Origin of the sequence: Pseudomonas helleri (genome assembly GCF_001043025.1) — a bacterium.
Lineage (GTDB): Bacteria > Pseudomonadota > Gammaproteobacteria > Pseudomonadales > Pseudomonadaceae > Aquipseudomonas > Aquipseudomonas helleri.
Genome location: NZ_JYLD01000009.1, coordinates 124,708 through 151,672, shown reverse-complemented (window position 1 = coordinate 151,672; position 26,965 = coordinate 124,708). Strand labels below are relative to the sequence as shown.

The 26,965-nt window shown below is 58.6% G+C and carries 17 protein-coding genes; 8 read left to right on the top strand and 9 right to left on the bottom strand.

Annotated features, from left to right (window positions below; translation table 11 throughout):
- Positions 1-30: 30 nt before the first annotated feature.
- Together TU84_RS16095 and bglX are read right to left on the bottom strand one after the other, a co-directional pair.
- The gene (locus tag TU84_RS16095) at positions 31-2,904 is read right to left on the bottom strand and encodes a ribonucleoside-diphosphate reductase subunit alpha (RefSeq protein WP_048370638.1); all 2,874 of its coding nucleotides are present in this window, start codon (positions 2,902-2,904) and stop codon (positions 31-33) included.
- 697 nt (positions 2,905-3,601) lie between these two features.
- The gene (gene bglX / locus TU84_RS16090) at positions 3,602-5,893 is read right to left on the bottom strand and encodes a beta-glucosidase BglX (protein ID WP_048370636.1); all 2,292 of its coding nucleotides are present in this window, start codon (positions 5,891-5,893) and stop codon (positions 3,602-3,604) included.
- Between the two features lie 264 nt (positions 5,894-6,157).
- On the opposite strand from bglX, the gene TU84_RS16085 reads away from it, so the two are divergent.
- The 3 genes from TU84_RS16085 to TU84_RS16075 all read left to right on the top strand — a co-directional run bounded on the left by TU84_RS16085 (position 6,158) and on the right by TU84_RS16075 (position 8,265).
- The gene (locus TU84_RS16085; protein ID WP_048370634.1) at positions 6,158-6,766 is read left to right on the top strand and encodes a LemA family protein; all 609 of its coding nucleotides are present in this window, start codon (positions 6,158-6,160) and stop codon (positions 6,764-6,766) included.
- Positions 6,767-6,879: 113 nt separating this feature from the next.
- Complete coding sequence (locus TU84_RS26625; protein ID WP_048370632.1) at positions 6,880-7,623, top strand: TPM domain-containing protein; 744 nt, start codon at positions 6,880-6,882, stop codon at positions 7,621-7,623.
- Positions 7,624-7,650: 27 nt separating this feature from the next.
- Complete coding sequence (locus tag TU84_RS16075; protein ID WP_048370631.1) at positions 7,651-8,265, top strand: TPM domain-containing protein; 615 nt, start codon at positions 7,651-7,653, stop codon at positions 8,263-8,265.
- A gap of 30 nt (positions 8,266-8,295) precedes the next feature.
- On the opposite strand, the gene TU84_RS16070 is transcribed toward TU84_RS16075, so the two are convergent.
- Entirely contained in the window at positions 8,296-13,047 is a 4,752-nt protein-coding gene (locus tag TU84_RS16070; protein ID WP_048370629.1) for a dermonecrotic toxin domain-containing protein, read from the bottom strand.
- A gap of 221 nt (positions 13,048-13,268) precedes the next feature.
- Here TU84_RS16070 and TU84_RS16065 point away from each other — a divergent pair, with 221 nt between their 5' ends.
- From TU84_RS16065 to TU84_RS16055, 3 genes are all read left to right on the top strand, one after another.
- On the top strand, positions 13,269-14,486 hold the full coding sequence (locus tag TU84_RS16065) for a class I SAM-dependent methyltransferase (RefSeq protein ID WP_048370627.1): 1,218 nt from the start codon (positions 13,269-13,271) through the stop codon (positions 14,484-14,486).
- Between the two features lie 117 nt (positions 14,487-14,603).
- Complete coding sequence (locus TU84_RS16060; RefSeq protein WP_048370625.1) at positions 14,604-15,185, top strand: DJ-1/PfpI family protein; 582 nt, start codon at positions 14,604-14,606, stop codon at positions 15,183-15,185.
- Positions 15,186-15,200: 15 nt separating this feature from the next.
- Positions 15,201-15,512: a ribbon-helix-helix domain-containing protein gene (locus tag TU84_RS16055; RefSeq protein WP_048370622.1), complete on the top strand. Its 312-nt coding sequence runs from the start codon at positions 15,201-15,203 to the stop codon at positions 15,510-15,512.
- 136 nt (positions 15,513-15,648) lie between these two features.
- Here the strand turns inward: TU84_RS16055 and TU84_RS16050 are convergent, their stop codons facing one another.
- From TU84_RS16050 to TU84_RS16035, 4 genes are all read right to left on the bottom strand, one after another.
- Positions 15,649-18,201, bottom strand: a complete 2,553-nt coding sequence (locus TU84_RS16050; protein WP_048370620.1) for a TonB-dependent receptor — start codon at positions 18,199-18,201, stop codon at positions 15,649-15,651.
- A gap of 121 nt (positions 18,202-18,322) precedes the next feature.
- Complete coding sequence (locus TU84_RS16045; protein ID WP_048370619.1) at positions 18,323-19,273, bottom strand: FecR family protein; 951 nt, start codon at positions 19,271-19,273, stop codon at positions 18,323-18,325.
- The gene (locus TU84_RS16040; protein WP_048370618.1) at positions 19,270-19,809 is read right to left on the bottom strand and encodes an RNA polymerase sigma factor; all 540 of its coding nucleotides are present in this window, start codon (positions 19,807-19,809) and stop codon (positions 19,270-19,272) included. The genes TU84_RS16045 and TU84_RS16040 overlap by 4 nt, the downstream gene beginning before the upstream one ends.
- Positions 19,810-19,983: 174 nt before the next feature.
- Positions 19,984-21,009 carry a DUF4917 family protein gene (locus tag TU84_RS16035; protein ID WP_048370616.1) on the bottom strand — a complete coding sequence of 342 codons (1,026 nt, stop codon included), beginning with the start codon at positions 21,007-21,009 and terminating at the stop codon, positions 19,984-19,986.
- Positions 21,010-21,157: 148 nt separating this feature from the next.
- Here TU84_RS16035 and yiaY point away from each other — a divergent pair, with 148 nt between their 5' ends.
- Positions 21,158-22,306, top strand: a complete 1,149-nt coding sequence (yiaY, locus tag TU84_RS16030; RefSeq protein WP_048370615.1) for an L-threonine dehydrogenase — start codon at positions 21,158-21,160, stop codon at positions 22,304-22,306.
- A 184-nt stretch (positions 22,307-22,490) separates the two neighbouring features.
- Here yiaY and TU84_RS16025 read toward each other — a convergent pair whose 3' ends face one another.
- The gene (locus TU84_RS16025; protein WP_048370613.1) at positions 22,491-24,014 is read right to left on the bottom strand and encodes a fumarate hydratase; all 1,524 of its coding nucleotides are present in this window, start codon (positions 24,012-24,014) and stop codon (positions 22,491-22,493) included.
- 304 nt (positions 24,015-24,318) lie between these two features.
- Between TU84_RS16025 and TU84_RS16020 the strand changes: the two genes are divergently transcribed.
- On the top strand, positions 24,319-25,257 hold the full coding sequence (locus TU84_RS16020) for an iron-sulfur-binding ferredoxin reductase (RefSeq protein WP_048370611.1): 939 nt from the start codon (positions 24,319-24,321) through the stop codon (positions 25,255-25,257).
- Positions 25,258-25,407: 150 nt separating this feature from the next.
- Here the strand turns inward: TU84_RS16020 and pyk are convergent, their stop codons facing one another.
- Positions 25,408-26,859, bottom strand: coding sequence for a pyruvate kinase (pyk, locus tag TU84_RS16015; RefSeq protein ID WP_048370609.1), 1,452 nt, complete (start codon positions 26,857-26,859; stop codon positions 25,408-25,410).
- Between the last annotated feature and the right edge of the window lie 106 nt (positions 26,860-26,965).

Below are 26,965 nucleotides of genomic sequence, written 5' to 3'. Positions count from 1 at the left end.
TCAGGCGGTCAAGCCGCCTGGCCATTCAGCTTATTGGCAAGCTTCGCAATCCGGCTCGTCAATCGCGCAGGCTTTTGGCACGGGGGCCGGGCCGGCAGGCGCTGCTGCTACGTCTTCACTGTTTTTGCCGCTCGATACTGCGTTGAGCTTGCCGGTGTTAACGGTGGACTTCTCGGTGCTGGTCGCCGCTAGGGCACGGAGGTAGTAGGTGGTTTTCAAACCACGGTACCAGGCCATGCGGTAGGTGACGTCGAGTTTCTTGCCCGATGCGCCAGCGATGTACAGGTTCAGCGACTGAGCCTGGTCGATCCACTTCTGACGACGGCTGGCCGCGTCAACGATCCACTTGGTGTCGACTTCAAACGCGGTGGCATACAGCTCTTTGAGCTCTTGCGGGATGCGTTCGATCTGCTGCACGGAACCGTCGTAGTACTTCAAGTCGTTGATCATGACCGAATCCCACAGACCGCGAGCCTTGAGGTCGCGAACCAGGTACGGGTTGATCACGGTGAATTCGCCCGACAGGTTGGATTTCACGTACAGGTTTTGATAGGTCGGTTCGATCGACTGTGACACGCCAGTGATGTTGGCGATGGTGGCGGTCGGTGCGATGGCCATGATGTTGGAGTTACGAATGCCTTTTTGTACACGGGCGCGAACCGGTGCCCAGTCCAGGGATTCGTTCAGGTCAACGTCGATGTACTTCTGGCCGCGCTGCTCGATCAGGATCTGTTGCGAATCCAGTGGTAACACGCCTTTGGACCACAGCGAACCCTGGAACGTCTCGTAAGCGCCACGCTCGTCAGCCAGGTCGCAGGACGCCTGGATCGCGTAGTAGCTGACCGCTTCCATCGACTTGTCGGCAAACTCAACAGCCGCTTGCGAGGCATAAGGGATGTGCTGCAGGTACAGCGCGTCCTGGAAGCCCATGATCCCCAGGCCGACCGGACGGTGCTTGAAGTTCGAGTTGCGCGCTTGCGGCACCGAGTAGTAGTTGATGTCGATCACGTTGTCGAGCATGCGCACGGCGACGTCGATGGTGCGCTTGAGCTTGGCGGTATCCAGCTTGCCGTCCACGATGTGGTTAGGCAGGTTGATCGAACCCAGGTTACATACAGCGATCTCGTCCTTGTTGGTGTTCAAGGTGATCTCGGTGCACAGGTTCGAGCTGTGAACCACGCCCACGTGCTGCTGCGGGCTGCGCAGGTTGCACGGGTCTTTGAAGGTCAGCCATGGGTGGCCGGTTTCAAACAGCATGGACAGCATTTTGCGCCACAGGTCTTTGGCCTGGATGGTCTTGAACAGTTTGACCTTGCCCGGGTACTCGGTCAGGGCTTCGTAGTACTCGTAACGCTCTTCGAAGGCCTTGCCGGTCAGGTCGTGCAGGTCCGGTACTTCGGACGGCGAGAACAGGGTCCATTTGCCGTCATCGAAGACGCGCTTCATGAACAGGTCAGGGATCCAGTTGGCGGTGTTCATGTCGTGGGTGCGACGACGGTCATCACCGGTGTTTTTACGCAGCTCGATGAACTCTTCGATGTCCATGTGCCAGGTTTCCAGGTAGGCACAGACAGCGCCTTTGCGCTTGCCGCCCTGGTTTACGGCGACGGCGGTGTCGTTCACAACCTTGAGGAACGGAACCACGCCCTGGGACTTGCCGTTGGTGCCTTTGATCCACGAACCCAAAGCACGAACCGGGGTCCAGTCGTTGCCCAGGCCGCCAGCGAATTTGGACAACATGGCGTTGTCGTGGATCGCGTGGTAGATGCCCGACAGGTCATCCGGCACGGTGGTCAGGTAGCAGCTGGACAGCTGAGGACGCTGAGTACCGGCGTTAAACAGGGTCGGGGTCGAGGCCATGTAGTCGAACGACGACAACAGGTTGTAGAACTCGATGGCGCGGTCTTCTTTTTGCTTCTCTTCGATCGCCAGGCCCATGGCCACGCGCATAAAGAAGATCTGCGGCAGTTCGAAACGCACGCCATCCTTGTGGATGAAGTAACGGTCGTACAGGGTTTGCAGGCCCAGGTAGGTGAATTGCTGATCGCGCTCGTGGTTGATCGCCTTGCCCAGTTTTTCCAGGTCAAAGGTGGCCAGCACCGGGTTCAGCAGGTCGAATTCGATACCTTTGGCGATGTAAGCCGGCAGCGCCTTGGCGTACAGGTCGGCCATTTCGTGGTGGGTAGCGCTTTCGGCAACGTTCAGGAAGCCCAGGCCTTCACCGCGCAGGGTGTCCATCAGCAGGCGGGCGGTCACGAACGAGTAGTTGGGCTCACGCTCAACCAGGGTACGGGCGGTCATCACCAGGGCGGTGTTGACGTCGCTCAGGGCCACGCCGTCGTACAGGTTTTTCAGGGTTTCGCGCTGGATCAGGTCGCCGTCGACTTCTGCCAGGCCTTCGCAGGCTTCGCTGACGATGGTGTTCAGGCGGGCCATGTCCAGCGGCGCGAACGTGCCGTCGGCGCGGGTGATGCGGATGGTCGGGTGAGCAACCACGGCGCTTTCGGCCGGGGCGCGAGTGGCGCGTTCTTTGGCGCGCGAGTCGCGGTAGATCACGTAGTCACGCGCGACTTTTTGTTCGCCGGCGCGCATCAGGGCCAGTTCAACCTGGTCCTGGATTTCTTCGATGTGGATGGTGCCACCCGATGGCATGCGACGCTTGAAGGTCGCGGTGACTTGTTCGGTCAGGCGCGCAACGGTGTCGTGGATTCGTGACGAGGCAGCGGCATTGCCACCTTCAACTGCGAGAAACGCTTTGGTGATGGCGACGGTGATCTTGTCGTCGGTGTAAGGAACCACGGTTCCGTTACGTTTGATCACGCGCAATTGGCCTGGCGCGGTCGCAGACAGATCCAGATTTGAATCGGAACCCTGCGAGTTCTCGCGAGCTGTGTCGGTTTGCATGGGGGGGTGTCTCCACATTCTCTATGTTTATTTGGGCTCCTTTTGGGGGCCCACCGTTCCGTCCTGAAGCACTACAACCGATCATGAACCGGGCATAACAACCTCGGGACGTACAGAAAGGGGGGGTTAAGCCGCTTCCGTGCCGAAGTCTTGGTCTGTGCGTGCAGCCTCAAACCGTATTCCTCGTGGGTGACAGTATTTTTACTGCAACACCCGGGCCGCTTTCCTGCTGTGGAGCCGGAAAACGGTTGCCATCCGCATGAGCGGTTTGGACTTTGAGAACTGCGTTTGGTTTAACCCGACAGGCGCGAGAAAAGGGCTTGAAATTCTCGTCTGAGTTGTGTTGGGTTATTGGCCTAAAACCCTATATGTAGGTGTTTTTGGCGCGACAGATACAAGATATGCGTTTTAGTGGCGCTGTGCAATGTACGACCTGTGGATAACTCTGTGCGTAAAGTGTGTATGAAGGGTTGATAAACCATGTAGGCCGCATAGACGCTGGAGTGAACCGCTTGTCACTGAATTTTGCAGCACCCAATCGAGCCGTCTGAATTTTGAGGGCGCGAACCCTACCACAAAAAACAGCCCTGTCCGAACGCATTTTCAGGCGGGCGCAAAGATCATAAAGGTCAAGCACAAAATGCTTGAAAGAGGGGCCGAAAAGGCCCTTGCAGACCTTTTCGGTTATTGCGCGTGGTTACAACAATTCGAAGCTGTTTTGCTGCACGTTTTGTGAATCAAGGCCGATTTGCACGTCGAACTCGCCCGGCTCGGCGGCGTACTTCAATTGCGCGTTGTAAAACTTCAGGTCGTCTTCGCTGAGGGTAAAGCGCACCACTTTCTGCTCGCCTGCCTTGAGCATGACTTTTTCGAAGTTCTTCAACTCCTTGACCGGGCGGGCCATGGAGGCGGTGACGTCACGCAGGTACAACTGCACCACCGTCTCGCCATCGCGCTTGCCGGTGTTTTTGACGGTGACGCTGGCGGTGAGAGTGCCCCCGGGCTTCAACGTTTTCGACGACAGGGTGACCGGCGACAGGCTGAAGTCGGTGTAGCTCAGGCCATAGCCGAACGGGTACAGCGGTGAGTTCTCGGCGTCGAAGTACTGCGAGGTGTAGTTGCCCGGCTTGCCCGGCGTAAAGGGCCTTCCAATGCTCAGGTGGCTGTAGTAGCTAGGAATCTGGCCAACAGAGCGTGGGAAGGTGATTGGCAGCTTGCCGGACGGGTTGTAGTCACCGAACAGTACGTCGGCAATGGCATTGCCGCCTTCGGTGCCGCTGAACCAGGTTTCCAGCACGGCATCGGCGTGCGCCTGTTCCTGTTCGATCGACAGCGGGCGGCCGTTCATCAGCACCAGGATCAAGGGTTTGCCGGTGGTTTTGAGTGCGCTGATCAAGGCGCGTTGGCTGTCAGGAATGTCCAGCGAGGTGCGGCTCGATGACTCGTGGGACATGCCTCGCGACTCACCCACCACGGCGACGACCACATCAGCGTGCTGCGCGGCTTTGACCGCTTCATCGATCATTGTTTGGGCCGGGCGCGGGTCGTCTTTGACGTCGATCCCGCCGGTGTTGATGTGGTTCAGGTACTCGGCGATTTTTGGATCGTCGGAGATGTTCGCGCCCCGCGCATAGGTGACTGAACCTTGCTGGCCCATGGCCTTTTGCAGGCCTTCATACACGGTCACCGATTGCGCAGGCACCCCGGCGCCGGACCAACTGCCCAGCATGTCGACCTTGGAGTTGGCCAGCGGGCCGACCAGGGCAATGCGTGTCTGCTTTTTAAGGGGCAGGGTCTGGTTGTTGTTTTTCAGCAACACCAGGCTCTTGCGTGCCACATCGCGGGCTTCCTGGCGGTGCAGGCGGTTTTCGGCGTTGGTGTCGGCCGGGTCATCTTCGGCCTTGCCGATGCGCAGGTACGGGTCGGCAAACAGGCCCATGTCGTATTTGGCCCCGAGCACTTCACGTACGGCATTGTCCAGATCGCTCTGCGGCACTTCGCCCGACTTCAGCAGGCCCGGCAACTCTTCGCCGTAGGCCTTGTCGTTCATGCTCATGTCGATACCGGCCTTGATCGCCAGCTTGGCAGCTTCGCGGTTGTCTTTGGCCACGCCATGTTTGATCAGCTCGATAATCGCGCCGTGGTCGCTGATGGCCACGCCTTTAAAGCCCCAGTCTTTACGCAGCAGGTCTTGCATCAGCCACATGTTGGAGGTGGCCGGCACGCCGTTGATCGAGTTGAGCGCCACCATCACCCCGCCAGCCCCGGCCTTGATCGCGGCATGGTAGGGCGGCAGGTAGTCCTGGAACATGCGTGTCGGGCTCATGTCGACGATGTTGTAGTCCCGTCCGCCTTCAACAGCGCCGTACAGTGCGAAGTGTTTAACGCTGGCCATGATGTTGCCGGGCAAGGCAGGGGAGAGGCCCTGATAAGCCTTGACCATGACGTCAGCGATGCGCGAGACCAGATAGGTGTCTTCGCCAAAACCTTCCGAGGTTCGGCCCCAGCGCGGGTCGCGGGCAATGTCGACCATCGGTGCAAAGGTCATGTCGATGCCGTCTGCGCTGGCTTCCTGGGCAGAAACACGCCCGCTCTGGGCTATGGCGTCCATGTCCCAGCTGGCCGCCAGGCCCAAGCTGATCGGGAAAATCGTGCGATGGCCGTGAATCACGTCGTAGGCAAAAAACATCGGGATCTTCAGGCGGCTGCGCATGGCAGCGTCTTGCATGGGCCGGTTTTCGTCGCGGGTCACCGAGTTGAAGGTGCCGCCGATGTGCCCGGCCGCGATTTCCTTGCGGATCAGTTCGCGCGGCATGTCGGTGGCGATGCTGATGAGGCGCAGCTGGCCGATTTTTTCGGCTTCAGTCATTTGCTTCATCAGGTCTGCGACAAAAACGTCTTTGGGCGGGAGCGGCGCTGTCGGGGTTTGGGCCCATACCGAAGGACTGGCCAGGCTGATGGCCAGGCCCAGCAAACACAGGTTTCTCATGAGATTCTTCTACGCGGCCGCTCGGTGAACGCGAAGGGAGGCCCGCGCTTTCGTAGCGATATTGTTCTGGGAAAGGCGCATGAGCTACTTAACTTAAGGAAATATCCTATCGTTAAAGTGAGTATTCCTGCGCAGGATGCAGTCTTTTAGCTGATTCGCCGTGCGCAATCCAGTGGTGCCGGGAGATATTGGCGCGCGGTCAGGGAGTTTTAAGCGGGTTGGCGGGTCAATGAACGCAATGGAATTAAAACGGAGTGTCGATGCATGCACATACAGAGCGTAAAACGGATGGGGTGGAAGGTTGTCGCATTGCTGGCCCTCAGCAGCGTGCTGGCGGGGTGCGGGATCAACACCATCCCGACGCTGGATGAGCAGGTCAAGGCGGCCTGGTCGCAAGTGCAGAACCAGTACCAGCGGCGTGCCGACTTGATCCCCAACCTGGTCGAGACGGTCAAGGGTGCGGCCAAGCAAGAACAGGCGACCCTCACGGCAGTGATTGAGGCGCGGGCCAAGGCCACCTCGATTCAGGTCGATGCCAGCACCCTGGACAACCCGGAAAAACTCAAGCAGTTCCAGGATGCGCAGAACCAGCTGACCGGGGCCTTGAGCCGTTTGATGGTGGTGTCTGAGCGTTACCCGGACCTCAAGTCCAACCAGAACTTCCTGTCGTTGCAGTCGCAACTTGAGGGCACCGAAAATCGCATCAGCGTGGCCCGTCGGGACTTTATTCTCGCGGTTGAACGCTACAACACTGAGATTCGCACCTTCCCCGGTCGCCTGTGGCATGCAGTGATGTACAGCGACTTGCCGGTGCGTGCGACCTTCGAAGCCACCACCCCGAATGCCGACAAAGCCCCCGAGGTGAAGTTCTAACAGCTTGCCCCCTACTGTAGGAGCGAGCTTGCCTCGCGATCTTTTGCTTTTAAAGATCAAAAGATCGCGAGGCAAGCTCGCTCCTACCGTATCAATAACCACACGAGGTGCTGATGCGCGTATCAAAACTGGGCGTGGGCCTGCTGCTTTGGCTATTTATAGCCAGCGCACAGGCGCTGACTTTTCCGACACTGAGTGGGCGGGTGGTGGACGATGGCCAAATGCTCGACCCCGCCACGCGTCAACACCTGACACAGACCCTCGAAGCCCACGAAAAAGCCACCGGCGAGCAAGTGGTGGTGGTCACAGTGCCGAACCTGCAAGGCGAACCCATTGAAGACTTCGGCTACCAATTGGGGCGCGCCTGGGGCATAGGCAAAAAGGATGAAAACAACGGCGCGTTGCTGATCGTCGCCCGGGATGACCGTAAACTGCGCATCGAAGTCGGCTACGGCCTGGAAGACCGCCTGACCGATGCGCAAGCGTCGGTCATCATCAACCAGGTGATCACCCCGGCGTTTAAAGCCGGACAGTTCAGCCAGGGCATCAGCGACGGCGTGGGGGCCATGCTTCAGGTGCTGGGCGGTGCGCCGCTGGCTGAGCCTGCCTACGCCAGCGGGCAGGGCGGTGGTGATGACTTTTTGGCTGAGCATCCAGGCGTGGTGCTGTTGTTGTTTTTAGCGTTTATCGTCGTGGTCGCGGCCTGCCAGTTCTATGGCATTTGCAACTCTGGGGGAGGCGGCGGCTCGCGTTCCGGCGGCTTTGGCGGCGGTGGCTTTGGACGTGGCGGTGGCGGCGGTGGTTTTCGAGGAGGCGGCGGCAGTTTTGGTGGCGGCGGCGCTTCTGGCGGCTGGTAATTCATTTTTAAACGGGCATCGACACTTATGGCTTTACTCACGCAAGAGCAAAAACGGCAGGTTGAAGAGGCCGTGACCCGCGCCGAACAGCGCACCGACGCCGAAATCGTCACCGTGCTTGCACCGCGCGCCGACGATTACAGCTACATCCCCTTACTCTGGGCCAGCTTGATCGCCCTGGTGGTACCGGCGCTGGTGCACTTTATAGACAGCGACATGACGATCTACACATTGCTCATGCTGCAATGGGCCACTTTTGTCTTTCTCAGTTTGATCTTCCGCATCCCGGTGCTGACCACGTTTATGATCCCGGCGCGGGTTCGCCACTGGCGGGCCAGCAACCTGGCGCGGCGCCAGTTTCTCGAACAAAAACTGCACCACACCCAAGACCGCACCGGAGTGCTGATTTTTGTCAGTGAAGCCGAGCGCTACGTCGAGATCATCGTTGACGAAGGCATCTCCCAGCGCCTGGACAACAGCGATTGGGGCAACATCGTCAGCGATTTTGTACGCCGCGTTGCACTGGGGCACACCGCAGAAGGCTTTATCGCCTGCATCGACGCCAGTGCCGAACTGCTTGAAAAACACGTACCCAAAACCGCTACGCGTAATCAATTGCCGAATCGGTTAGTGGTGTTGTAACCGTGTGAAGGCGCCTGTACGGCGCCTTCATCACACTGACTGGACTGCCAGGAACAGTTTTTCTGCAAGCGCCAGGGTGATCTTGCTGCGGTAAATCTGAATCACATCGGTGGTTGAGCCCGCTTGGGCATACAAGGCCTGAGCACTCATGAACCGATGCGCCTCTGTTTTCAAGTGTGCGGCGGTAAAGGCTGCGGGTGCTGCATCCGGCGAGCTGTAATGAAAGTGCGCGTACCACAATGCTTTGCCATCGCGACTGCGGACCTCATATTCCTGCACGTAATCCTTTCTTGGTCCGCTCATCGGGCGACGTTTGCCCAGTCGCACAATCTCCACCTGGTCATGGGTCTTGAGGTAGTCGATATTCGCCGCGGTGGGGGGCAAGTCGGTAATCAGGCTGATTCGCAGGCGTTTACCTTCCGCGCGCAACCGCACTGAATTGAGCTCTAGCTGAGCGATCAACCCATTGGCGATGCCCCTTTGACTGCGTGTCAGAGGTTCGACGTCCGGGCCTTCAGCGGCGAGTAGAACTTGCATTTGCCTGGCCGTTTCGTCCAGGGACTGGCTTTTGAACTCCAGTATTTCTTCGATTTCTACCGGGATTTTCGACGTTTTGGCGAAGGCGCGTGTCTGTTGAATGCTGGCCTCGACCCTGCCCAGCAGTTTGACGGCATCGGCCTCCAGCCTGGCAAGGGATTTGGCATGGGATACCACAGTGGGGGTGGCGGGCCTGAGGTTTTCGATTTGCTCCCATTCATCGCTCGCACCACGCCGGTAAGAACTGACTTTCATCTGGCTGAAGGCATCCACCACATCGACAATTTCAGTGGGGTCGTCAGGGCTGCGATTACGGACCACGCCCACCAGAACTTGTTTGTCGGTGGTCTTGAAGACTTTTTGTCGGGGCGCGCCGGTCTTTGTTTTAGCGGGCGGCAGCGCTGTTTTCCAGCTGGGGCCGGGCTGCGGCTCATCAGACTCGGAGCTTGAGCTTTCTGACTCCCATATCACCTTCGACAATTGCATTTCGGCAAACGACTGCAACGGTTTGATGGCTGCCAGTAAAGAGGGCAGGTATTCATTGCGAAAATGTTCCGATTTGAGAGTGATCAAGTTTTCGCAGGTGGCTGTTAAACCCTGGTAGAGGGTGATGGCCGACTCGTAAAATTCAATGTGCTCGACACCGATCTGCCCTTCCTGGAGGCGCAGTCTTAACTGCGACCAGCCCATATTGACGAAGACATCGGTGTTGAGGTGGTTGAAAGCGTGCAGTTCTTCGGCGTTGAGGTCGCTGGCCGCCCGGTTCAAGACCAGTTCCTGCAGCGTTTCCATATAGATGACTGCCCAGTGGCGGTCGAAAAAATGTTTATCTTTTTTAAGGAACAGGTCTGCCAGCGGTGAGTCGCGCGGTATGGGCAACTTGCTGGTCTCCAGAATCCCTTCAGATTCCATTAATGCGATATCAAACGCTTTGCGTTCGAGCACTTCAGCTTTTTTAAGGTGTTCGACGAGTTCGAGGTAAGGCTGCTGATTGTCGGCACCCAATTGGTTTATGGCAATGCTCAGGCGGATTTTGAATTCTGCACTGAACGCTGTGAGGGGCAGATCCTTGCGCTGCTCTTCAAGGTGGTTTTGCATTTTGAATAGTTTGAGGGTCAGTTCTGCCCACAACGCCTGCATTTTTGCCTCAAAGGAGGGAACGGGGGTTATATCGTTCATCTTTTGCACGGTTTTGATCAATGCGCGGGCACTGATGCTCCATTGAGTAAATTCTGTTTCATAACGCTCGAAGAAGGTTGCTTCGCGCCCGCTGGGCGCCGCCATGAGTGTTTCGGTGAGCGTCAGTACTCGATCACGGGCCAGCTTTTCAGTCATCAACCGGGCTTCTTCGGCGACTAACTGTGTCAGCGCCTGCTTTTTTTCTTCGCGCATTTGTGCAATGCGCTTTTTAGGCCCGCCACCGCGCAGCCTCAGACGCAGGTCGAAGTCCCAATGGCCGGTGTCATCGCTCATCAACCAGGGCCCCAAACGGGTCGGTTGTTTGGCGTCCTGAATAACTACGCCATCATCCTGACGGCTGATGCGATAGGTTTTTTTATCGATGACGGCGTATGTGTTGCCCTGAAAGTTGATCAGGCCTTTTAACGGCCCGACTTCAATGGGCGTGCCGCTGCTCACATCGAGATCAGTGATGAAGGTGTCCAGAGCTGCCCGCTGACGGGGTGATGGGCGGGGTTGGCCGTTGAACCACGAAAAATCCAGTGTTGAGTAGGCCCTGGCGGCCTGAACATCCGGGTCCGGGCCGGTTTTACGGCTCACGGCCTGTGTCGGCGTACTGGCTGCCGGGAGTTTTGGGGCGGAATGAGCGGGCAGCTCCAGCGGTGCTGGCATGGGCAGGTCGGGAGGCGCTTGCAGGCGTGAGTGCACATTGAGGGCTGCGTGAAAACTCAGCCCTTCGTATAGCAGCGCCTGGCTCAGATTGAGCAGCAGGCTGATCACGCTTTGTTTGGCCGCCTCGGGGTCGCTTTCGATTCGGGCTTGCAGCGTTTCGTCGATGCTGACCAGGGTCTGGAAAACCCAGGCGGCTTTTTGCAACGGGCCGCTGACAAAAAAGGTCAGGCCGTTGAACAGCATCCAGGCGTAGCGCTTGAACAGAATCCAGCGCCGCTCGGAACTGGACACAGTCTGTTTATCCGACAGCGTGATCAGGGCCTCTACGTGGCTGTCGAAAGCATACGCCAGCGCATCGTCCTTGATGATCAGATCCGCCAGTTGGGCCGGGCTTATGGGCAGCAGCGCCAGCAACCCGGCATTGACCACGCTTTCGAGGTGCGGGCGTTCAAAGCCACCCTCGGCGTAATAACTGCGCACCGAATCGGGCAGCCAGGCCACGACCAGGTCCTGAAGTTCGCCGGGTTGCCGTATAGCCTTCATCAGGGCTTTGCTGTCAGCAAATTCGAGCAGTGAATCAGTGGCGAAAGGGCGGTAGAGCACTAAAGGCCCGCTGCTCAGGTCTCTGGGGCCGAGCACAAACATGTTGCCGACGATGTTGGCGGAGGCGCCGTCATATAAGGTGAAAGCCAGTGGCCGAATGCAGTCCTGATTATTCAGGGGCACGGCATTAGACTTCATCAGGCGTGCGACGAGCTGCCAGCCCGCCTCGGTGAAGCCGAACCTGTCGCGGATTTTATGCTCCAGCGCCAGCAGTGGCAGTTGCGCCTGCAACTGGGACTTGAACAGCGCCTTGCGCTTCGTCACTTGCTCGGCATCGTCCACCAGATTGGCTTTAAGCAGGCTGATGTACAGCGAGCCGATGTCGATTTCTTCCAGCAAATTTTTTATATAGCTGGCGTTCAGCCAAGTGGGCAGAGGCAGGCCGCTGCGCTCTTTAACCTGGATAAACGCCGCCGGTTTACCGCCTACGTAGGTCAGTGAAAACTCGGTCAGGGGCATGACGTCTTCTGTCAGCCAGGCCATTTGCAGGTCCTGGATGGCAATGTCGTGGATGTCGATCCGGGCCGCGTCCACCGGGTCGTCCGGGTGATCTTGCTGCATTCGGGCATTGAGGGTTTGCAGAGCGAAATCCAGCAGCGTGGGAATGTCATCGAGGAAGGTTTTGCCCTCTGCACTCTGTTGTTGCGCCACTTGATTGGCCAGCAGGCGGCTGTAGGCGCGAATGTCTGCGCGTGCAGCGGTGGTCAACCATTGAGGGAGTTTGCTGACCAGTTGCTCAAAATCTTTGGATTCTTGGGCGCTGAAAAAATGAAACATCAACGCCTCTTCATCCAGCGCCAATGCCAGCCGGGCTGCGCTCCAGCGTTCAGCCCGGGCGGTTTGGCCCAAGGCAGTGAGCGTGCGCAGGGTTTTGTCGAGCAGGGTTTGGGCCAATGCCTGAAAAAAATGGCCTTCGGGCTCATACGCGCTCCAGACCACCGGGCTGTCATCTGCCAGGCCCGGTATGCGCCGGGGCAGTGTCTGGGCGAAGTCTTGCAGTGAATCAAACAGCTCTATGCCGTCGGCCAGTGACCAGGCCATGACGATCAGGCGCTCACCGATGCTGCGGGTAATCAGTGCCAGCCCCGGGATCTGCAAGCGCCGCGGGCCTTGGGCATCGGTGGTGTCGATGTTGACCAGATAAGCGTGCAGCGGGGTTTCCATCGTGAGCTTCAATCGCTGCTCTTTGTCCGCGAAGCCTGACAAGGCGCCCAGCCCGGCTGACTGTTCCTGAGTCAATGCGGGCTGGCGATGGGTGTCGTTGTGGGTGGCGCTCAAGCCGACTTGCAGCACCCGGCTCAACCATAGCCAGGGGCTGACACCGGCGGGTGAGGGGGTGCTCCAGAAATGGATCAAGGCTTGGGCGAAAACATCGATCACCTGAGGGGCCCACTCATTGAGCAGCTTCTCAAGGGTTGCCATGCTCACGCTCAAGGGCGCGGGATTTTCGACTTTCTGATCAATGGTGAGGCGGTGTCTGTCCGCTGACAGGTTGAGTGTGCGCTGATCGATAAAACCTTGAATCAGCAGGGTCGATGGCGCAATCAATCGCCAGGTGCTGGGTGGATCGGGTGCCGGGGCGGGTTGAGCATCGGCCGAGGGCAGTGACTCGCTAATGTGCGCGTGTGACACATCGGCCTTGAGCCCGGGGTATGCCTCCAGCATGGCCTGCTTGAAGGCTTCGGCGACCACGTTTTTAAAGGTTGGGCGCGGTAAAAACTGGTCTTGAGGGAAGCTGCCAAGGGCGACAAAACGCGCCAGGAAATCGGGTGTCGATGAGAGTGTTTTCATGAGGTGCCATTGCGTCAGGGATCAAAAAACAGGGCTTCTGCGCCGGAACTCATCCGGCGAAGATCGAGGCCTTGATTTAACGCAATGGCCGGGGCACAGACGCGGTACATAGCTATGCACGGCCCGGATTGCGAAATAACCCCGTGCCCCCGGCCGTCAACACGCCTAAAATGGCGGCCATTGCGAATTCCTCTTCTGCACCCCTCGAGGCACCTTTTTAAATGTCAGTGACTGCTACCACCGCCCCGTCTGTGCCGGATCATCGTGCGCAATTTTTGAACCTGCTGGAAACCGGCCTGGCGCAAAACTCGTTTATCAAACTGGTGCTGGCCAAATATGTCGGCCCGGAGGCCGAGTTGCAGCGGGTCATCATCAAGCAGGTCACAGTCAAGGATCAGCCTTGCCTGTCGTTTGTGTACCGCTACAAAACCCGTGACATCACCAAGAACTTTGCACTCGACGAGGCCGTTGCAACGATTGCCGGTCTGTTGCCCGAAGCGTTCAAAAACGCGCATCTGCTGACGCTGACCGACGAAGTGCAGCTGGAATACAGCAAAAAAGGCAAAAGCTCGCTGTTTAAAGGCAAAAGCCAACAAGCGCGAGAAGTGCCGTCGGCTGAGCATAACCGTGAGAAAAATCGCTTTCTGGACCTGACGCGGCCCTTTCTTGCGGACCTTGGCGTCACCAACAAGCAGCAAGAGCTGATCCCGGCGATGTCGCGCAAATGGAAGCAGATCAACAAGTTTATTGAGGTGTTTTCCCACGCCTTGAGCAGCTCGCCGCTCAAGCTTGATCAGCCGGTCAAGGTGGTGGATTTCGGTTCGGGCAAGGGTTACCTGACGTTTGCCATCCACGACTACCTGCGTCACAGCCTGCAAGCTGAAGGCCTTGTCACCGGCGTTGAATTGCGCGAAGACATGGTCACGCTGTGCAACAACGCTGCCCAGCGTCTGGAGCATCCGGGCCTGAGCTTCCAGCACGGCGACGTGCGCAGTTTTGCGCCGACCCCGATTGACGTGATGATCGCCCTGCATGCCTGTGACATTGCCACCGACTATGCGATTCACATGGGCATCCGTTCCGGGGCCGCGATCATCATGTGTTCGCCGTGCTGCCACAAGCAGATTCGCCTGCAAATCCAGAGCCCGGCACTGCTCAAGCCGATGCTGCAATACGGCTTGCACCTGGGCCAACAGGCCGAAATGGTCACCGACAGCCTGCGTGCGTTGTTCCTCGAAGCCTGCGGCTATGAAACCAAGGTGTTTGAGTTCATCTCGCTGGAACACACCAACAAAAACAAAATGATCCTCGCGGTCAAACGTGCCGAACCTCAAGACCCGGCGCAGTTGTTGGTGAAAATTCAGGAACTCAAGGCGTTCTACCACATTCAAGAGCACTGCCTTGAAACCTTGCTTCAGGCTGATGGCTTGTTGAAGTAAGCGTGCGCGAAGCGCCCGCTCGGGTACGTAGTAGTTGGCTATTACCCGTGCAGGCGCATAGGGTTTACCTTGGCTACTCTTATTGGCCCAAGGTCTTACCTGTAAGGAGCACGCACCATGGCGGCAAAGAAAATTCTGATTCTGGCTGGCGATTACGTCGAAGACTACGAAGTCATGGTGCCGTTTCAGGCGCTGTTGATGGTCGGTCACCAGGTGCATGCCGTATGCCCCGGTAAAACAGCTGGCCAAACCGTGCGCACCGCAATCCATGATTTCGAGGGCGACCAGACTTACAGCGAAAAGCCCGGCCATCTGTTTGCCCTGAATTTTGATTTCGACAAGGTCAAGGCCAGCGACTATGACGCGCTGGTGATACCGGGCGGCCGTGCGCCGGAGTATCTGCGCTTGAACGAAAAGGTTCTGGAGCTGGTGCGCGATTTCGACAAGGCGGGCAAACCGATTGCTGCGGTCTGCCATGGTGCGCAATTGCTCGCTGCCGCAGGCACGCTCAAAGACCGTGAATGCAGCGCCTACCCGGCCTGCGCGCCAGAAGTGCGTCTGGCGGGCGGGACTTACATTGATATCGACGTGACCAAGGCCCATGTGCAGGGCAATCTGGCCACGGCACCGGCCTGGCCTGCGCATCCGACCTGGCTGGCGGCTTTCCTGGGGTTGTTGGGCACCCGGATCACTTTGTAAGAAGAGGGCGTGACCATGTGTGAGCTCTATGTAAAAGCCGACCCGATCTTGTATGAATCGCGCTCGCGCTCATTGCGTATCTGTGGCGTGGTCACCACCTTGCGCCTGGAAAACCAGTTTTGGGACATCCTCACCGAAATCGCAGAAGCGGATGGCCTGACCACCAACCAATTGGTGGCCAAGCTGTATGAAGAAGTGATGGATTATCGCGGCGAAGTGGTCAATTTCGCCTCGTTCTTGCGGGTCAGTTGCACGCGCTATTTGAGCCAACGCCGGGTACAAGCCCCGGAATTGACAGTGGTGCCGCGTAGCAGCGGGCATGCGTAGAAAGTCGGGGTGGTTGGTTTTGACGTAGCCTCGCAGGCTCGTCAACGACTACAGGTTGGGGGACATCGACAGGTCTGTAGGAGCGAGCTTGCCTCGCGATCTTTTAACGATCAAAAGATCGCGAGGTCGGGATGGCTCAGAAGAACCGCGTGATGCTGATTTTGGCGTTGCGGCCCTGGCTGTAGGCGTTGGCGCCGCTGAGCATCGGGCGATAGCTTTTGTTGAACATGTTGTCCAGGGTGAAGTTGACTTCGGTGCCTTTGAGGTACGGTTGCTGGGGTTTCCACTCAGCGAACAGGCCCTGCACGTTGTAGTCGTCGTTGGCGTATTGGTTGTAGTAGCTGTCCCCCACAGCGGTCAACGGGCCAGGGCCGTATTTGTCGCTTGGCAGGCGGTCGGTCTTGCGCACGAATTCACCTTTCCAGCCCACGCGAGCATCGAGGCTCGGGATTTTGGTGCCTAGCACCGCAATCCATTTAGGTGCCGGAATGTCCCGCGCCCACACATCAGGCCCCCACGGGTTGGTGTAAGCACCTTCGTGTTTGCCGGTCATCCAGGCGTATGACAGCGATCCAAAAACGTAGGTCGAATCGTAAAAGCTCTCAACTTCAAAGCCCTTGATGGTCACGCTGCCGATGTTGCGGTAGTTGGACATGGGCAGCATGCCTGCACATTCCTTGGACATGCCGCCTGCGGTGGTTTGTTGGGCACAACCTACGCCAGTGGCCTTGAAGATTTCGTTGTCGATTTTGTTGCGGAACAACGTGGTGCGGATCAGCGCATGGTCGCTGTCGCTAAAAATATGATCGAAGTTGGTGATGTTGCCTGCACGCCAGCCGGTGATGCGCTCCGGGTCCAGGTCCAGGCTGGTGGTGGTGCGGTTGCCCGTGCCTTGAACTTCATACTGCTCATCAATCACCGGCGCACGCCAGGTTTTGCTGTAATCGACAAACAAGGCGGTATTGGGGGTGACTTTCCAGAAGGCTGACAGCCGCGGCGACCAACCGGTGTAGGTCTGGTTGCTGTAGTCGTGGCCCAGTTCGGCCTGGTTATACAGGGGCGCGTCGTTTTCCTGGCCACGGTTGCGTACATGGTCGTAACGCAGCGACGGGGTCAGGGTGAAGTCGCCCCAGGTAATGGCGTCCTGAACATAAAAACTGTTGGTGTCGACTTTGCCCTTGGGCATAAAGCCTGGCTGGTAGTGGCCGTAGTTGTATTTCTCGGACTCGTAAATCCCGCCCGGCATCCACATGTCGACGTCGCGTTGGTGCTTGCGCACTTGCACGCCGGTGGTCACCGCATGGTTGAGCGGGCCGGTGGGGATCAGGCTGACGTTTTCGATCTGGAGCATGTTGTCGGTGTAGGCGGTGTCCATTTTGCGACCGCCGCTGGCGGGCTGGAAGAAGGCGTTTTCGCCGCGCTTGTCGGTCTGCTCGGTTTTGGAGTGCGAGAGCTTCACTTCCAGATCAATCAGCGGGTTGTTGACGGGCTGGTACTTGTATTGGCTCGTCCAGGTGTTGTCGATGGTCGAGCGGTTAGACAAGAACCTGCGGGTGGCGCCGTCATAGCCGTATTTGTCGATGTTGGCCTGGCTGGGCGGGGCCGGGTAGCTGATCGCCGAGAAGGGCACCCACAGCGCATTGTTCACGTGGGAGTAGGTCATTCCCAAGCTGTGTTCTTCGTTGAAGTGCAGGTTGACCTTGAGCAGTTGCGCGTCCAGGTCCTGAGCGGTATTGGGCAAGCGCTTGGGGTTGACCGGGTAGTTGTTGTTCGGGTCGGGCATGCGGCCTGCCAGCTTCATGTCGTCGCCGTCGCGCTTGGTGTAATACACCAGCGCATCGGCGCGGCCATCGTCGGTACGCCCGTACACGGCGCCGCTGTACACCTGTTGATGGTCGTTGCTGCTGTAGCCGTACTTGAGCATGCCGCCAGTGTTTTTGCCGTCTTCGAGCAGGTCCGGGGCATCTTTGGTGATCATGCGCACCGCACCGGCAAAGCCGCCATTGCCTGTGCGTACGTCGTGGGGGCCTTTTTCGACTTCGAGACGCTTGATCAGCTCGGGTTCGACAAAAATCGTGCCTTGCATGTAGCGCTCAAAGCCGCTTTTGGTCGCACCGTCGACGGTCAGTTGCACGTCTTCGGCTTCGCCCAGGCCCCAGATATTGATGGTCTGGCCACCCGGTTTGAGCGAGCCGCCGAGGTAGATACCGGGCAACGTGGACAGCAGGCTCGGGATGTTATTGGCCTGGTAGCGGTTGATTTCGGTCTGGGTCATGGTCGACTTGCCGACGTTGCTGGAGTCGACCTCGTTACCGCTGCCCACCACGCTGAGCGCGCCGAGTTCGAGGCTGTTGCTGGTGGTGGTGCCTTGCTCTTTGGGCTGCACCACGTAAGTTTTGTCCACCAAAATCAGGTTGAAATCGGTGTCTTTGAGCAGTCGCTGGATGGCGTCTTGCGGGCTGTAGTCGCCGCTCAGTGCCGGTGCTTTGATGTTGCGCAGCAGCGCTTCGTCGAACAGTAAGGCGATGTTCGCTTGTTGCGCGATGTCACTCAACGAACTGGCCAGCGATTGTGCAGGCAGTTGTAGCTGGATCGAGTCGGCTTGGGCATACAGGCTGAACGTCATGCACGCGGCGAGTAAGGTCGGGCGGGTGCACAAATACGAGAAGTGATGTGGTGCGCGAAACATGAAATCCCCCAGAGCGGCAACAAAGGCCAAAAAAGGCGTGCGTTAGCAACGCAGACCGGAGGAAGACGCGGCAGGCATGAAAAACCACATATGCGAATGCAAAATATTCGCAGTTGTTTTTTTAGCGCGGTTCGATACGGATTTTTCCGCTGTCCAGCAGCACGGTTTTCACCGGGATCAGGGCGGGCAGGGCTTTGACCAGCGCCAGTGGGTCGGCGGTATTGAGGTTGCCCGAGACCTTGTAGTGTTCGAGCGGCCCGCTCGCCAATTCAATGACCCCGGGGCGATACAGATCCAGCTCATCCACCAGGCTGGCCAACTCGCGATTGCGAAAGAACAAGTGGCCACTGCGCCAATTGCCCACTTCATTGGCATTCAACGTGTGCGTTTGCAGAGTGCCTTTGGCGTAGTCATAGGTGGCTTGTTGTTGGGCGCCGAGCAAGGTCGAGGTCTTGGCATCGGGCATAAATGCCACCTGGCCATGGGCGACGCTGACTTCCAGTTGGCGCTGGCTGCGACGTACATCAAAGCCGGTGCCCACCACTTTGATCTGCGCGTCACCGGCATGCACCACCAGCGGATGCTCTTTGTTGGGCGCCACGTCGATGTAGAGCTGGCCCTGTTCCAGGTAAATGTTGCGCACCTGAGCGGTGAAATCGATTCGCAGCTGGGTATTGGCGTTGACGGTCAGCGTGCTGCCGTCGGGCAGTAGCAGGGTTTTTGCCCCTTCGCGGTACGTGGCCACTGGTTGCTGATAAAGCGCCACCGGCGTGCCGAGGTTGAGGGCGAAGAGGGCACATACAATCGCGGCCGCCGTGGCCACGGCGAAGCCGTAACCGGTGCGTGAAGGTTTTTTGACGGGCAACGGCACGGGTTTGTTCAGGTGTTCAAGTTCACCCAGGTCGGCCCACAAGGCTTCGAATTCGGCGTAGGCCCGGGCATGCGCCGGGACCGCGTGCCAGGTGCTGAACGCGGGGTCTGCCGGGGCGTTGTGCGCGTCACGGTTACGGGTAAACCACAGGGCGGCTTGCGCGTCGATGCTGTCGGTGTCGCTTGTGTGAAAAGGGCTCATTTTGGCTGTTCCTTGCCGCTATCCCGGTGTAAATGCTGCTTGCAGTGCAACAAGGCAAAGGCAATGTGTTTTTCCACCATGCTGACGGAGATCCCCATGCGTTCGGCTATCTGGGCCTGACTCAAGCCTTCAAAGCGGTGCAGCATAAGGGCTTCGCGGCGTCTGGGCGAGAGTTCGGCGAGTACGCTTTTGAGTTGCTCAAGGCGTTGCAGGCGCTGGGCAGCGGCCATGGGCTCATCCCTCTCGTCGCTTAAAGGCTCGGTTGCCGGTTGCAGATGCTCGCTGTGTGCCTCATGGCGTACCTGCTGCCGACGCCAGTGATCGCGCAGCAGATTGCGCGCCACCTGGAACAGAAACGCCCGCGGTTGCTCGACGTTGGCCCGGTCCTGATAACCCAGCCATTGCGTGAACACATCTTGAGTCATGTCAGCGGCATCGCTGGCGTTGTCGGTACGCTTGCGCAGGAAGTGCAGAATTTGCGTATAGAACTCGCGAAAGGATTCGGCCGCCAGCGGGTCGGGTTTAAGGCGAGACATGTACATCCCTGTAGGAAAACGATGCAATAAGACGCGAATGGTATCGAGAATTATTGCTATTTGTCTCGTTTTATTACCGATGTCTCTGAATCTTGTAGTCGCTACCGAGGTACGAAGGCTGCGAAAGATCAAAAGATCGCGAGGCAAGCTCGCTCCTACCGTTGTGGTGGGGGGTTACACCTCTACCGGGACTGAATGTTTGCTGGAGCCCAGCGGGTGAGTTTTTGAATTGTAGAAGCGCAATGTCAGCTTTTTGTCGGCAAATAGCGCCGCGTAGTGGTTTTTCTGGAAGCGGATAAACGCTTCGCTGCGCGGGTAGATCGAGATGCACAGGGTTTTCAGCGGCGCCTGACGCAAGGCGTTGATCAGGTGCTGGTCTTGCTCGCTCAAGCTGTGGCCAAAGAGGCATAGCGCGTCTTTGTGGGCCATCAGTTGTTCGTGGCAAAAGCTCAGGTAGTCGCAGTAGCGAATGGATTTGCGCTTGTCATCACTGCTGCCTTCGCTGACAAACAGCGGCACATCATCCAGGGCGCTGATCGAATGGTTGACCGCAAAGCTGCTGAGTAAGGTGGCTTCATCTGCGTTGAGTTTGCGCGCCTTGCCTTCCTGGTTTTTTACCAGGTGCATGGCGCCGTGCAGGTACAGCACCCGCGTGGCTTTGCCTTTGCCCAGGGCGTTGCCCAACTCAAAGGTGGCGCTTGGGGTGTCGAACAGGTCATTGAATTGCTTGGGCGCATGCATCACCGCCCATGGGGTGAGCAGGTCGTAGTTGGAGCAGTACACGGTGGCGTAGCGGGCCAGTTCCTGCTGCCAGCAGCGCAAGGTGTCGGCCTGCATCAAGCGCCACGGGATGTGCACATCCTGGGTGCAGTTGATCAGGGCTTCTTTGATCGCGTAATAGCGTTTGCGCGGCGAGGCCGAGCTGATCGCCAGCGCTTTGTTGACCTTGCTCGCGGTTTTCAGGGCGCTGAGCACGTGTTCAAAGTTGCGTGTGCCCAAGGCGTCAAACACGCTGAGTTCGGTCTGGCTCAGGGGCTTTTCGCTGACGCTTTTGGCTTTCTCAAACAATGAGTCGTAATAAAAGTCATGCCACACGGCCATGCTCGCGCCGTTACCCAGCAGCAACCCGCTGCAAGGCTGGCTGGCGCTGAGCGTGTTCCAGTCTTCTAGTTCGGCATCAAATTCCTGGAAGGGGGTCATGTCTATTGGTGTCTCGATACTGGGGCGGTGCGGGACTTTATCACGCCCAACCGTTGAGCCAAGTCAACATCTGCGCCATTTGATTGGAGGAAGCTACCCTCACCGACACAACAAGCGTTGCGGGCAGTGCCCGCGCTGAGGACTCTCGATGACCAGCACCTTTTTCATCCCTGCGGTAAACATCATGGGCAACGGCTGTCTGGACGAAGCCATGGCCGCGATTCGCAATTATGGTTTTCGCAAGGCGTTGATCGTTACGGACGCAGGGTTGGCCAAGGCCGGGGTGGCGACGTTGATTGCTGAAAAGCTGGCGTTGCAGGACGTGCAATCGGTGATTTTTGACGGGGCCAAGCCCAACCCGAGCATTGCTAACGTCGAAGCCGGTTTGAAAGTCCTCAAGGAGCACGCGTGTGATTTCGTGGTGTCACTGGGCGGCGGCTCGCCCCATGACTGCGCCAAGGGCATTGCCCTGTGCGCCACCAACGGTGGGCATATCCGTGACTATGAGGGCGTCGATCAGTCGGCCAAGCCGCAACTGCCGCTGGTGTCGATCAACACCACGGCTGGCACGGCCAGTGAGATGACGCGTTTTTGCATCATTACCGATGAAGAGCGCCATGTAAAAATGGCCATCGTCGACCGTAACGTGACCCCGCTGTTGTCGGTCAATGACCCTGAATTGATGGTAGCGATGCCTAAAGGCCTGACCGCCGCTACTGGCATGGACGCCTTGACCCACGCCATTGAAGCCTATGTGTCGACGGCGGCCACGCCGATTACCGATGCCTGTGCAATCAAGGCCATGGAGCTGATCAGCCACAATCTGCGTCAGGCGGTGCGTGACGGCAAAGACCTGGTAGCGCGTGAAAACATGGCGTATGCGCAGTTCCTGGCGGGCATGGCGTTCAACAACGCGTCGTTGGGTTTTGTGCATGCCATGGCGCACCAGTTGGGCGGTTACTACGACCTGCCGCACGGTGTGTGCAACGCGGTGTTGCTGCCTCACGTGCAAACCTTTAACGCCAATGTCTGTGCGCAGCGCCTGACAGATGTGGCCCACGCGCTGGGTGCCGACGTGCGCGGCCTGAGCCCGGAAGAGGGCGCGCAGGCGGCCATTGCGGCAATTCGTACCTTGGCCAAGGACGTAGAAATCCCGGCAGGCCTTCGTGACCTGGGCGCCAAACTGGATGACATCCCGGTCCTGGCCACCAATGCGCTGAAAGATGCGTGCGGCTTCACTAACCCGCGCAAGGCTGATCAGGCGCAGATTGAAGAGATCTTCCGTAACGCGTTCTAAGCGCAGGGCAGGTTTGGACTGTTGAAAACCTGTGGGAGCGGGCTTGCTCGCGATGGCATCGCCGCAGTTCATCAGGCAAACCGTATCGCTTGAATCGCGAGCAAGCCCGCTCCCACAAGGAGGCGCGCATAAAAAAACGGCCGGGTTATTCACCCGGCCGTTTTTGTGTCTGGCGTGGACGTGCTTATTGCACTTCTACGGCCAGGCTGTCGTGGATCTTTTGTTGCCAGATCGCCGGGCCGGTGATGTGCACCGACTCGCCTTTGCTGTCGACTGCCACGGTCACTGGCATGTCTTTAACGTCGAACTCGTAGATCGCTTCCATGCCCAGTTCGGCAAACGCCACCACGCGCGATTTTTTGATCGCCTGGGCAACCAGGTAGGCTGCACCGCCCACGGCCATCAGGTACACGGCTTTGTGTTCCTTGATCGCTTCGATGGCAGTCGGGCCGCGCTCGGATTTACCGATCATGCCCAGCAAGCCGGTTTGATCGAGGATCTGGCGGGTGAATTTGTCCATCCGCGTAGCGGTGGTCGGGCCTGCCGGGCCCACCACTTCGTCGCCTACCGGATCAACCGGGCCAACGTAGTAGATGAAGCGGCCTTTGAGGTCGACCGGCAAGGTTTCACCCTTGTTGAGCATTTCGACCATGCGCTTGTGCGCCGCGTCGCGACCGGTGAGCATTTTGCCGTTGAGCAACACGGTCTCGCCCGGCTTCCAGCTTTGTACGTCTTCTGGGGTCAGGGTATCGAGGTTGACACGGCGTGCCGATGGGCCGGCTTCCCAGACGATTTCCGGGTAGGCGTCGAGCGGCGGCGCTTCGAGCACGGCAGGGCCGGAACCGTCGAGCACGAAGTGCGCGTGGCGGGTGGCCGCGCAGTTCGGGATCATGCACACCGGCAGGGAAGCGGCGTGGGTCGGGTAGTCCATGATTTTAACGTCGAGCACGGTGGTCAGACCGCCCAGGCCCTGGGCGCCGATGCCCAGTTGGTTGACCTTCTCGAACAGCTCGATACGCATCTCTTCGATACGGTTGCTCGGGCCGCGCTTGATCAGGTCATGAATGTCGATGGACTCCATCAACACTTCTTTGGCCATCACTGCCGCCTTTTCAGCCGTGCCGCCGATACCGATGCCGAGCATGCCCGGTGGGCACCAGCCCGCGCCCATGGTCGGAACGGTCTTGAGCACCCAGTCAACGATCGAGTCGGACGGGTTGAGCATGGCCATTTTCGACTTGTTCTCGGAACCGCCGCCCTTGGCCGCCACGTCCACTTCCACGGTGTTGCCCGGGACGATGGAGTAGTGGATGACTGCCGGGGTGTTGTCCTTGGTGTTGCGGCGAGCACCGGCCGGGTCGGCCAGGATGGATGCACGCAGGACGTTTTCTGGCAGGTTGTAAGCGCGACGCACGCCTTCGTTGATCATGTCGTCCAGGCTCATGGTGGCGCCGGTCCAGCGCACATCCATGCCCACACGCACGAACACGGTGACGATGCCGGTGTCCTGGCAAATCGGGCGGTGGCCGGTGGCACACATGCGCGAGTTGATCAGGATTTGCGCCATCGAGTCACGGGCCGCTGGCGATTCTTCGCGCAGGTAGGCTTCGTGCATGGACTGAATGAAGTCAACGGGGTGGTAGTAAGAAATGAATTGCAGGGCGTCAGCAACGCTCTGGATCAGATCGTCTTGCTTGATAACGGTCATGGGTCGCGCTCCTCTATAAGACGGGAACATTCAATCAATAAGGTGTTTGCGACCTGGGTGTTTCGGTCTGTCGTAAACAACTTGAGAGATGTACCGGGCACGCATGACCGGTACAAAAAGGCGCGGCAGTATAACCCGCCCCTGTCTTTGTTACACCTGAGCAGGCAAAACTTGTAGCCGCTGCCGAAGGCTGCGATAAGGGCCGCAGGACCTTCGCTTTTCGGGGGCTAGGCGCACTGAGGTGGGTCAAGCGACTCGCCCGGCCCTAGCGTCTATAAGACTAATTACCCACAGGAGGCCAGAAGTGCCCGAGTTACACGTCGCTGACAAACGCTGGTCAGTTGCTGATGGCTGCAATTTGCTGGATGCCTTGAATCAGGCAGGCGTGTCTGTGCCTTACAGTTGCCGGGCGGGCAGTTGTCATGCCTGTCTGGTGCGTTGTGTGCAGGGCGAGCCGCATGACCTCAAGCCCGAGGCGCTGAGCCGTGCGCAGCGCGAGCAAGGCTGGCGCCTGGCGTGCCAGTGCCAAGTGAGCGCTGACCTGCATATAGAAGCCTTTGACCCGCAACACGACGGCCTGCCTGCCGAGGTGGCGGCAGTCGACTGGCTCAGCGCCACGGTGTTGCGTCTGCGCTTGGGGGCGCAGCGCCCTGTGCGCTATCGGGCGGGGCAGCATGTGGTGCTGTGGACGCCCGGCGGCATCGCCCGGCCTTATTCGTTGGCCAGCCTGCCTGATGAGGACCGCTTTCTGGAGTTCCATGTCGATTGCGCGCACCCCGGCGAATTTGCCGATGCGGCCCGGCAGTTCAAGGTGGGCGATCCCGTGCGTTTGGGCGAGTTGCGTGGCGGGGCGTTGCGCTACGACCCGGACTGGCAAGAGCAGCCGCTGTGGCTAATGGCGGCGGGTACCGGGCTGGCGCCTCTGTTTGGCGTGCTGCGCGAGGCGCTGCGCCAAGACCATCAAGGGCCGATCCGGCTGGTGCACGTGGCCCGCGATGACAGCGAGTTTTATCTCAGAGCGCAGTTGCAAGCATTGGCGGCGGAACATGCCAACCTGACGCTGGAGTGGGTGCTGCGCAGCGAGTTGGCAGACTATCTGTTGCAGTTGCGTGGGGTTGCGCGGCAGACCCACGCGTTGGTCTGCGGCCATCCGGACACGGTTGAAGCGTTTGCCAAACGGCTGTTTTTGGCCGGGCTTTCGCGCAATCAACTGTTGGCCGATGCCTTTTTGACCCGTAGCTGATGTAGGCGCTGTCGAGGCACGAAGGCTGCGATCTTTTAAGGTCAAAAGATCGCGAGGCAAGCTCGCTCCTACACAGGAACGTTGCGGGTTGTTATAAAAAAGCCCCGCCGGATTGCTCGGGCGGGGCTTTGGGTGTGGGCCGGTTAGGGCTTACACCATTTTGTCGCCGACATGCAGGATCTTCATGCCGTTGGTGCCACCGATGGTGTGGTAGCTGTCGCCCTTGGTCAGGATGACCCAGTCACCTTTCTCTACGACGCCGCGCTTGAGCAGTTCGTCGATAGCGGCCTGGCTGACTTGTTCTGGCGGCAACGAAGCCGGATCGAACGGTACGGTGTAGACGCCACGGAACATGGCCGCACGGGCCTGGGTTTCGCGGTGCGGGGAGAACGCGTAGATCGGCACCGAAGAACGGATGCGCGACATGATCAACGGCGTGTAACCGCTTTCAGTCAGGGCAATGATCGCTTTAACGCCAGGGAAGTGGTTGGCGGTGTACATGGCCGCCAGCGCGATGCTCTGGTCGCAGCTTTCGAAGGTCTTGCCGATGCGGTGGCTGGAGGTTTTGCTGGTCGGGTGCTTTTCAGCGCCGACGCAAATACGCGCCATGGCCTGCACGGCTTCCAGTGGGTAAGCACCGGCAGCACTTTCGGCCGACAACATCACGGCGTCGGTGTAGTCGAGAACGGCGTTGGCAACGTCGGACACTTCGGCACGCGTTGGCATCGGGTTCTGGATCATCGACTCCATCATCTGGGTCGCAACGATCACCGCCTTGTTGTGGCGACGTGCGTGCAGAATGATTTTTTTCTGGATGCCCACCAGCTCGGCGTCGCCGATTTCAACGCCCAGGTCGCCACGGGCAACCATGACTGCGTCACTGGCTTTGATCAGTGCGTCGAGGGTTTCGTCGTCGGCTACTGCTTCAGCGCGTTCGATTTTTGCTACCAGCCAAGCGGTACCGCCGGCTTCGTCACGCAGTTGACGGGCGTATTCCATGTCAGCGGCGTCACGCGGGAACGACACGGCGAGGTAGTCGACTTCCATTTCGGCAGCCAGCTTGATGTCAGCCTTGTCTTTTTCAGTCAGCGCAGGGGCGGTCAGGCCACCACCACGGCGGTTGATGCCTTTGTGGTCCGACAGCGGGCCGCCGATCAACACGACGCAGTGCAGAGCATCGGCAGTGGCGGTTTCAACGCGCATGACCACGCGACCGTCATCGAGCAGCAGTTCGTCACCGACGCCGCAATCCTTGACCAGATCCGGGTAATCGATGCCAACAACTTCTTGGGTACCTTCGGTCAGCGGGTGGCTGGTGGAGAAGGTGAAACGATCACCGATTTTCAGTTCGATGCGTTTGTTGGCGAATTTGGCGATACGAATTTTCGGGCCTTGCAGGTCACCCAGCAACGCGACGAAACGGCCGTGCTTGGCAGCGATGTCACGCACCAGCTTGGCGCGAGCCTTGTGCTCATCGGGAGTGCCGTGGGAAAAGTTCAGACGGGCGACGTCCAGGCCAGCGAGGATCAGCTGTTCAAGCATCTCCGGTGAATTGCTGGCAGGGCCAAGTGTGGCAACGATTTTAGTTCGACGAACGGACATGCAAAGACTCCTGAGTTCAAGCGCTGCCAAAGGCTACTATGGTCTTTGGCTGTAGTCATTGTTCCTCTGCACTACTTTCGACTTAAGTTGTGGTGCACAGGCTATG

Coding starts and splice junctions, on each gene's coding strand:
- TU84_RS16095 (WP_048370638.1), bottom strand. CDS start 2,904: ATGCAAACCGACACAGCTCGCGAGAACTCGCAGGGTTCCGATTCAAAT.
- bglX (WP_048370636.1), bottom strand. CDS start 5,893: ATGAGAAACCTGTGTTTGCTGGGCCTGGCCATCAGCCTGGCCAGTCCT.
- TU84_RS16085 (WP_048370634.1), top strand. CDS start 6,158: ATGCACATACAGAGCGTAAAACGGATGGGGTGGAAGGTTGTCGCATTG.
- TU84_RS26625 (WP_048370632.1), top strand. CDS start 6,880: ATGCGCGTATCAAAACTGGGCGTGGGCCTGCTGCTTTGGCTATTTATA.
- TU84_RS16075 (WP_048370631.1), top strand. CDS start 7,651: ATGGCTTTACTCACGCAAGAGCAAAAACGGCAGGTTGAAGAGGCCGTG.
- TU84_RS16070 (WP_048370629.1), bottom strand. CDS start 13,047: ATGAAAACACTCTCATCGACACCCGATTTCCTGGCGCGTTTTGTCGCC.
- TU84_RS16065 (WP_048370627.1), top strand. CDS start 13,269: ATGTCAGTGACTGCTACCACCGCCCCGTCTGTGCCGGATCATCGTGCG.
- TU84_RS16060 (WP_048370625.1), top strand. CDS start 14,604: ATGGCGGCAAAGAAAATTCTGATTCTGGCTGGCGATTACGTCGAAGAC.
- TU84_RS16055 (WP_048370622.1), top strand. CDS start 15,201: ATGTGTGAGCTCTATGTAAAAGCCGACCCGATCTTGTATGAATCGCGC.
- TU84_RS16050 (WP_048370620.1), bottom strand. CDS start 18,201: ATGTTTCGCGCACCACATCACTTCTCGTATTTGTGCACCCGCCCGACC.
- TU84_RS16045 (WP_048370619.1), bottom strand. CDS start 19,273: ATGAGCCCTTTTCACACAAGCGACACCGACAGCATCGACGCGCAAGCC.
- TU84_RS16040 (WP_048370618.1), bottom strand. CDS start 19,809: ATGTCTCGCCTTAAACCCGACCCGCTGGCGGCCGAATCCTTTCGCGAG.
- TU84_RS16035 (WP_048370616.1), bottom strand. CDS start 21,009: ATGACCCCCTTCCAGGAATTTGATGCCGAACTAGAAGACTGGAACACG.
- yiaY (WP_048370615.1), top strand. CDS start 21,158: ATGACCAGCACCTTTTTCATCCCTGCGGTAAACATCATGGGCAACGGC.
- TU84_RS16025 (WP_048370613.1), bottom strand. CDS start 24,014: ATGACCGTTATCAAGCAAGACGATCTGATCCAGAGCGTTGCTGACGCC.
- pyk (WP_048370609.1), bottom strand. CDS start 26,859: ATGTCCGTTCGTCGAACTAAAATCGTTGCCACACTTGGCCCTGCCAGC.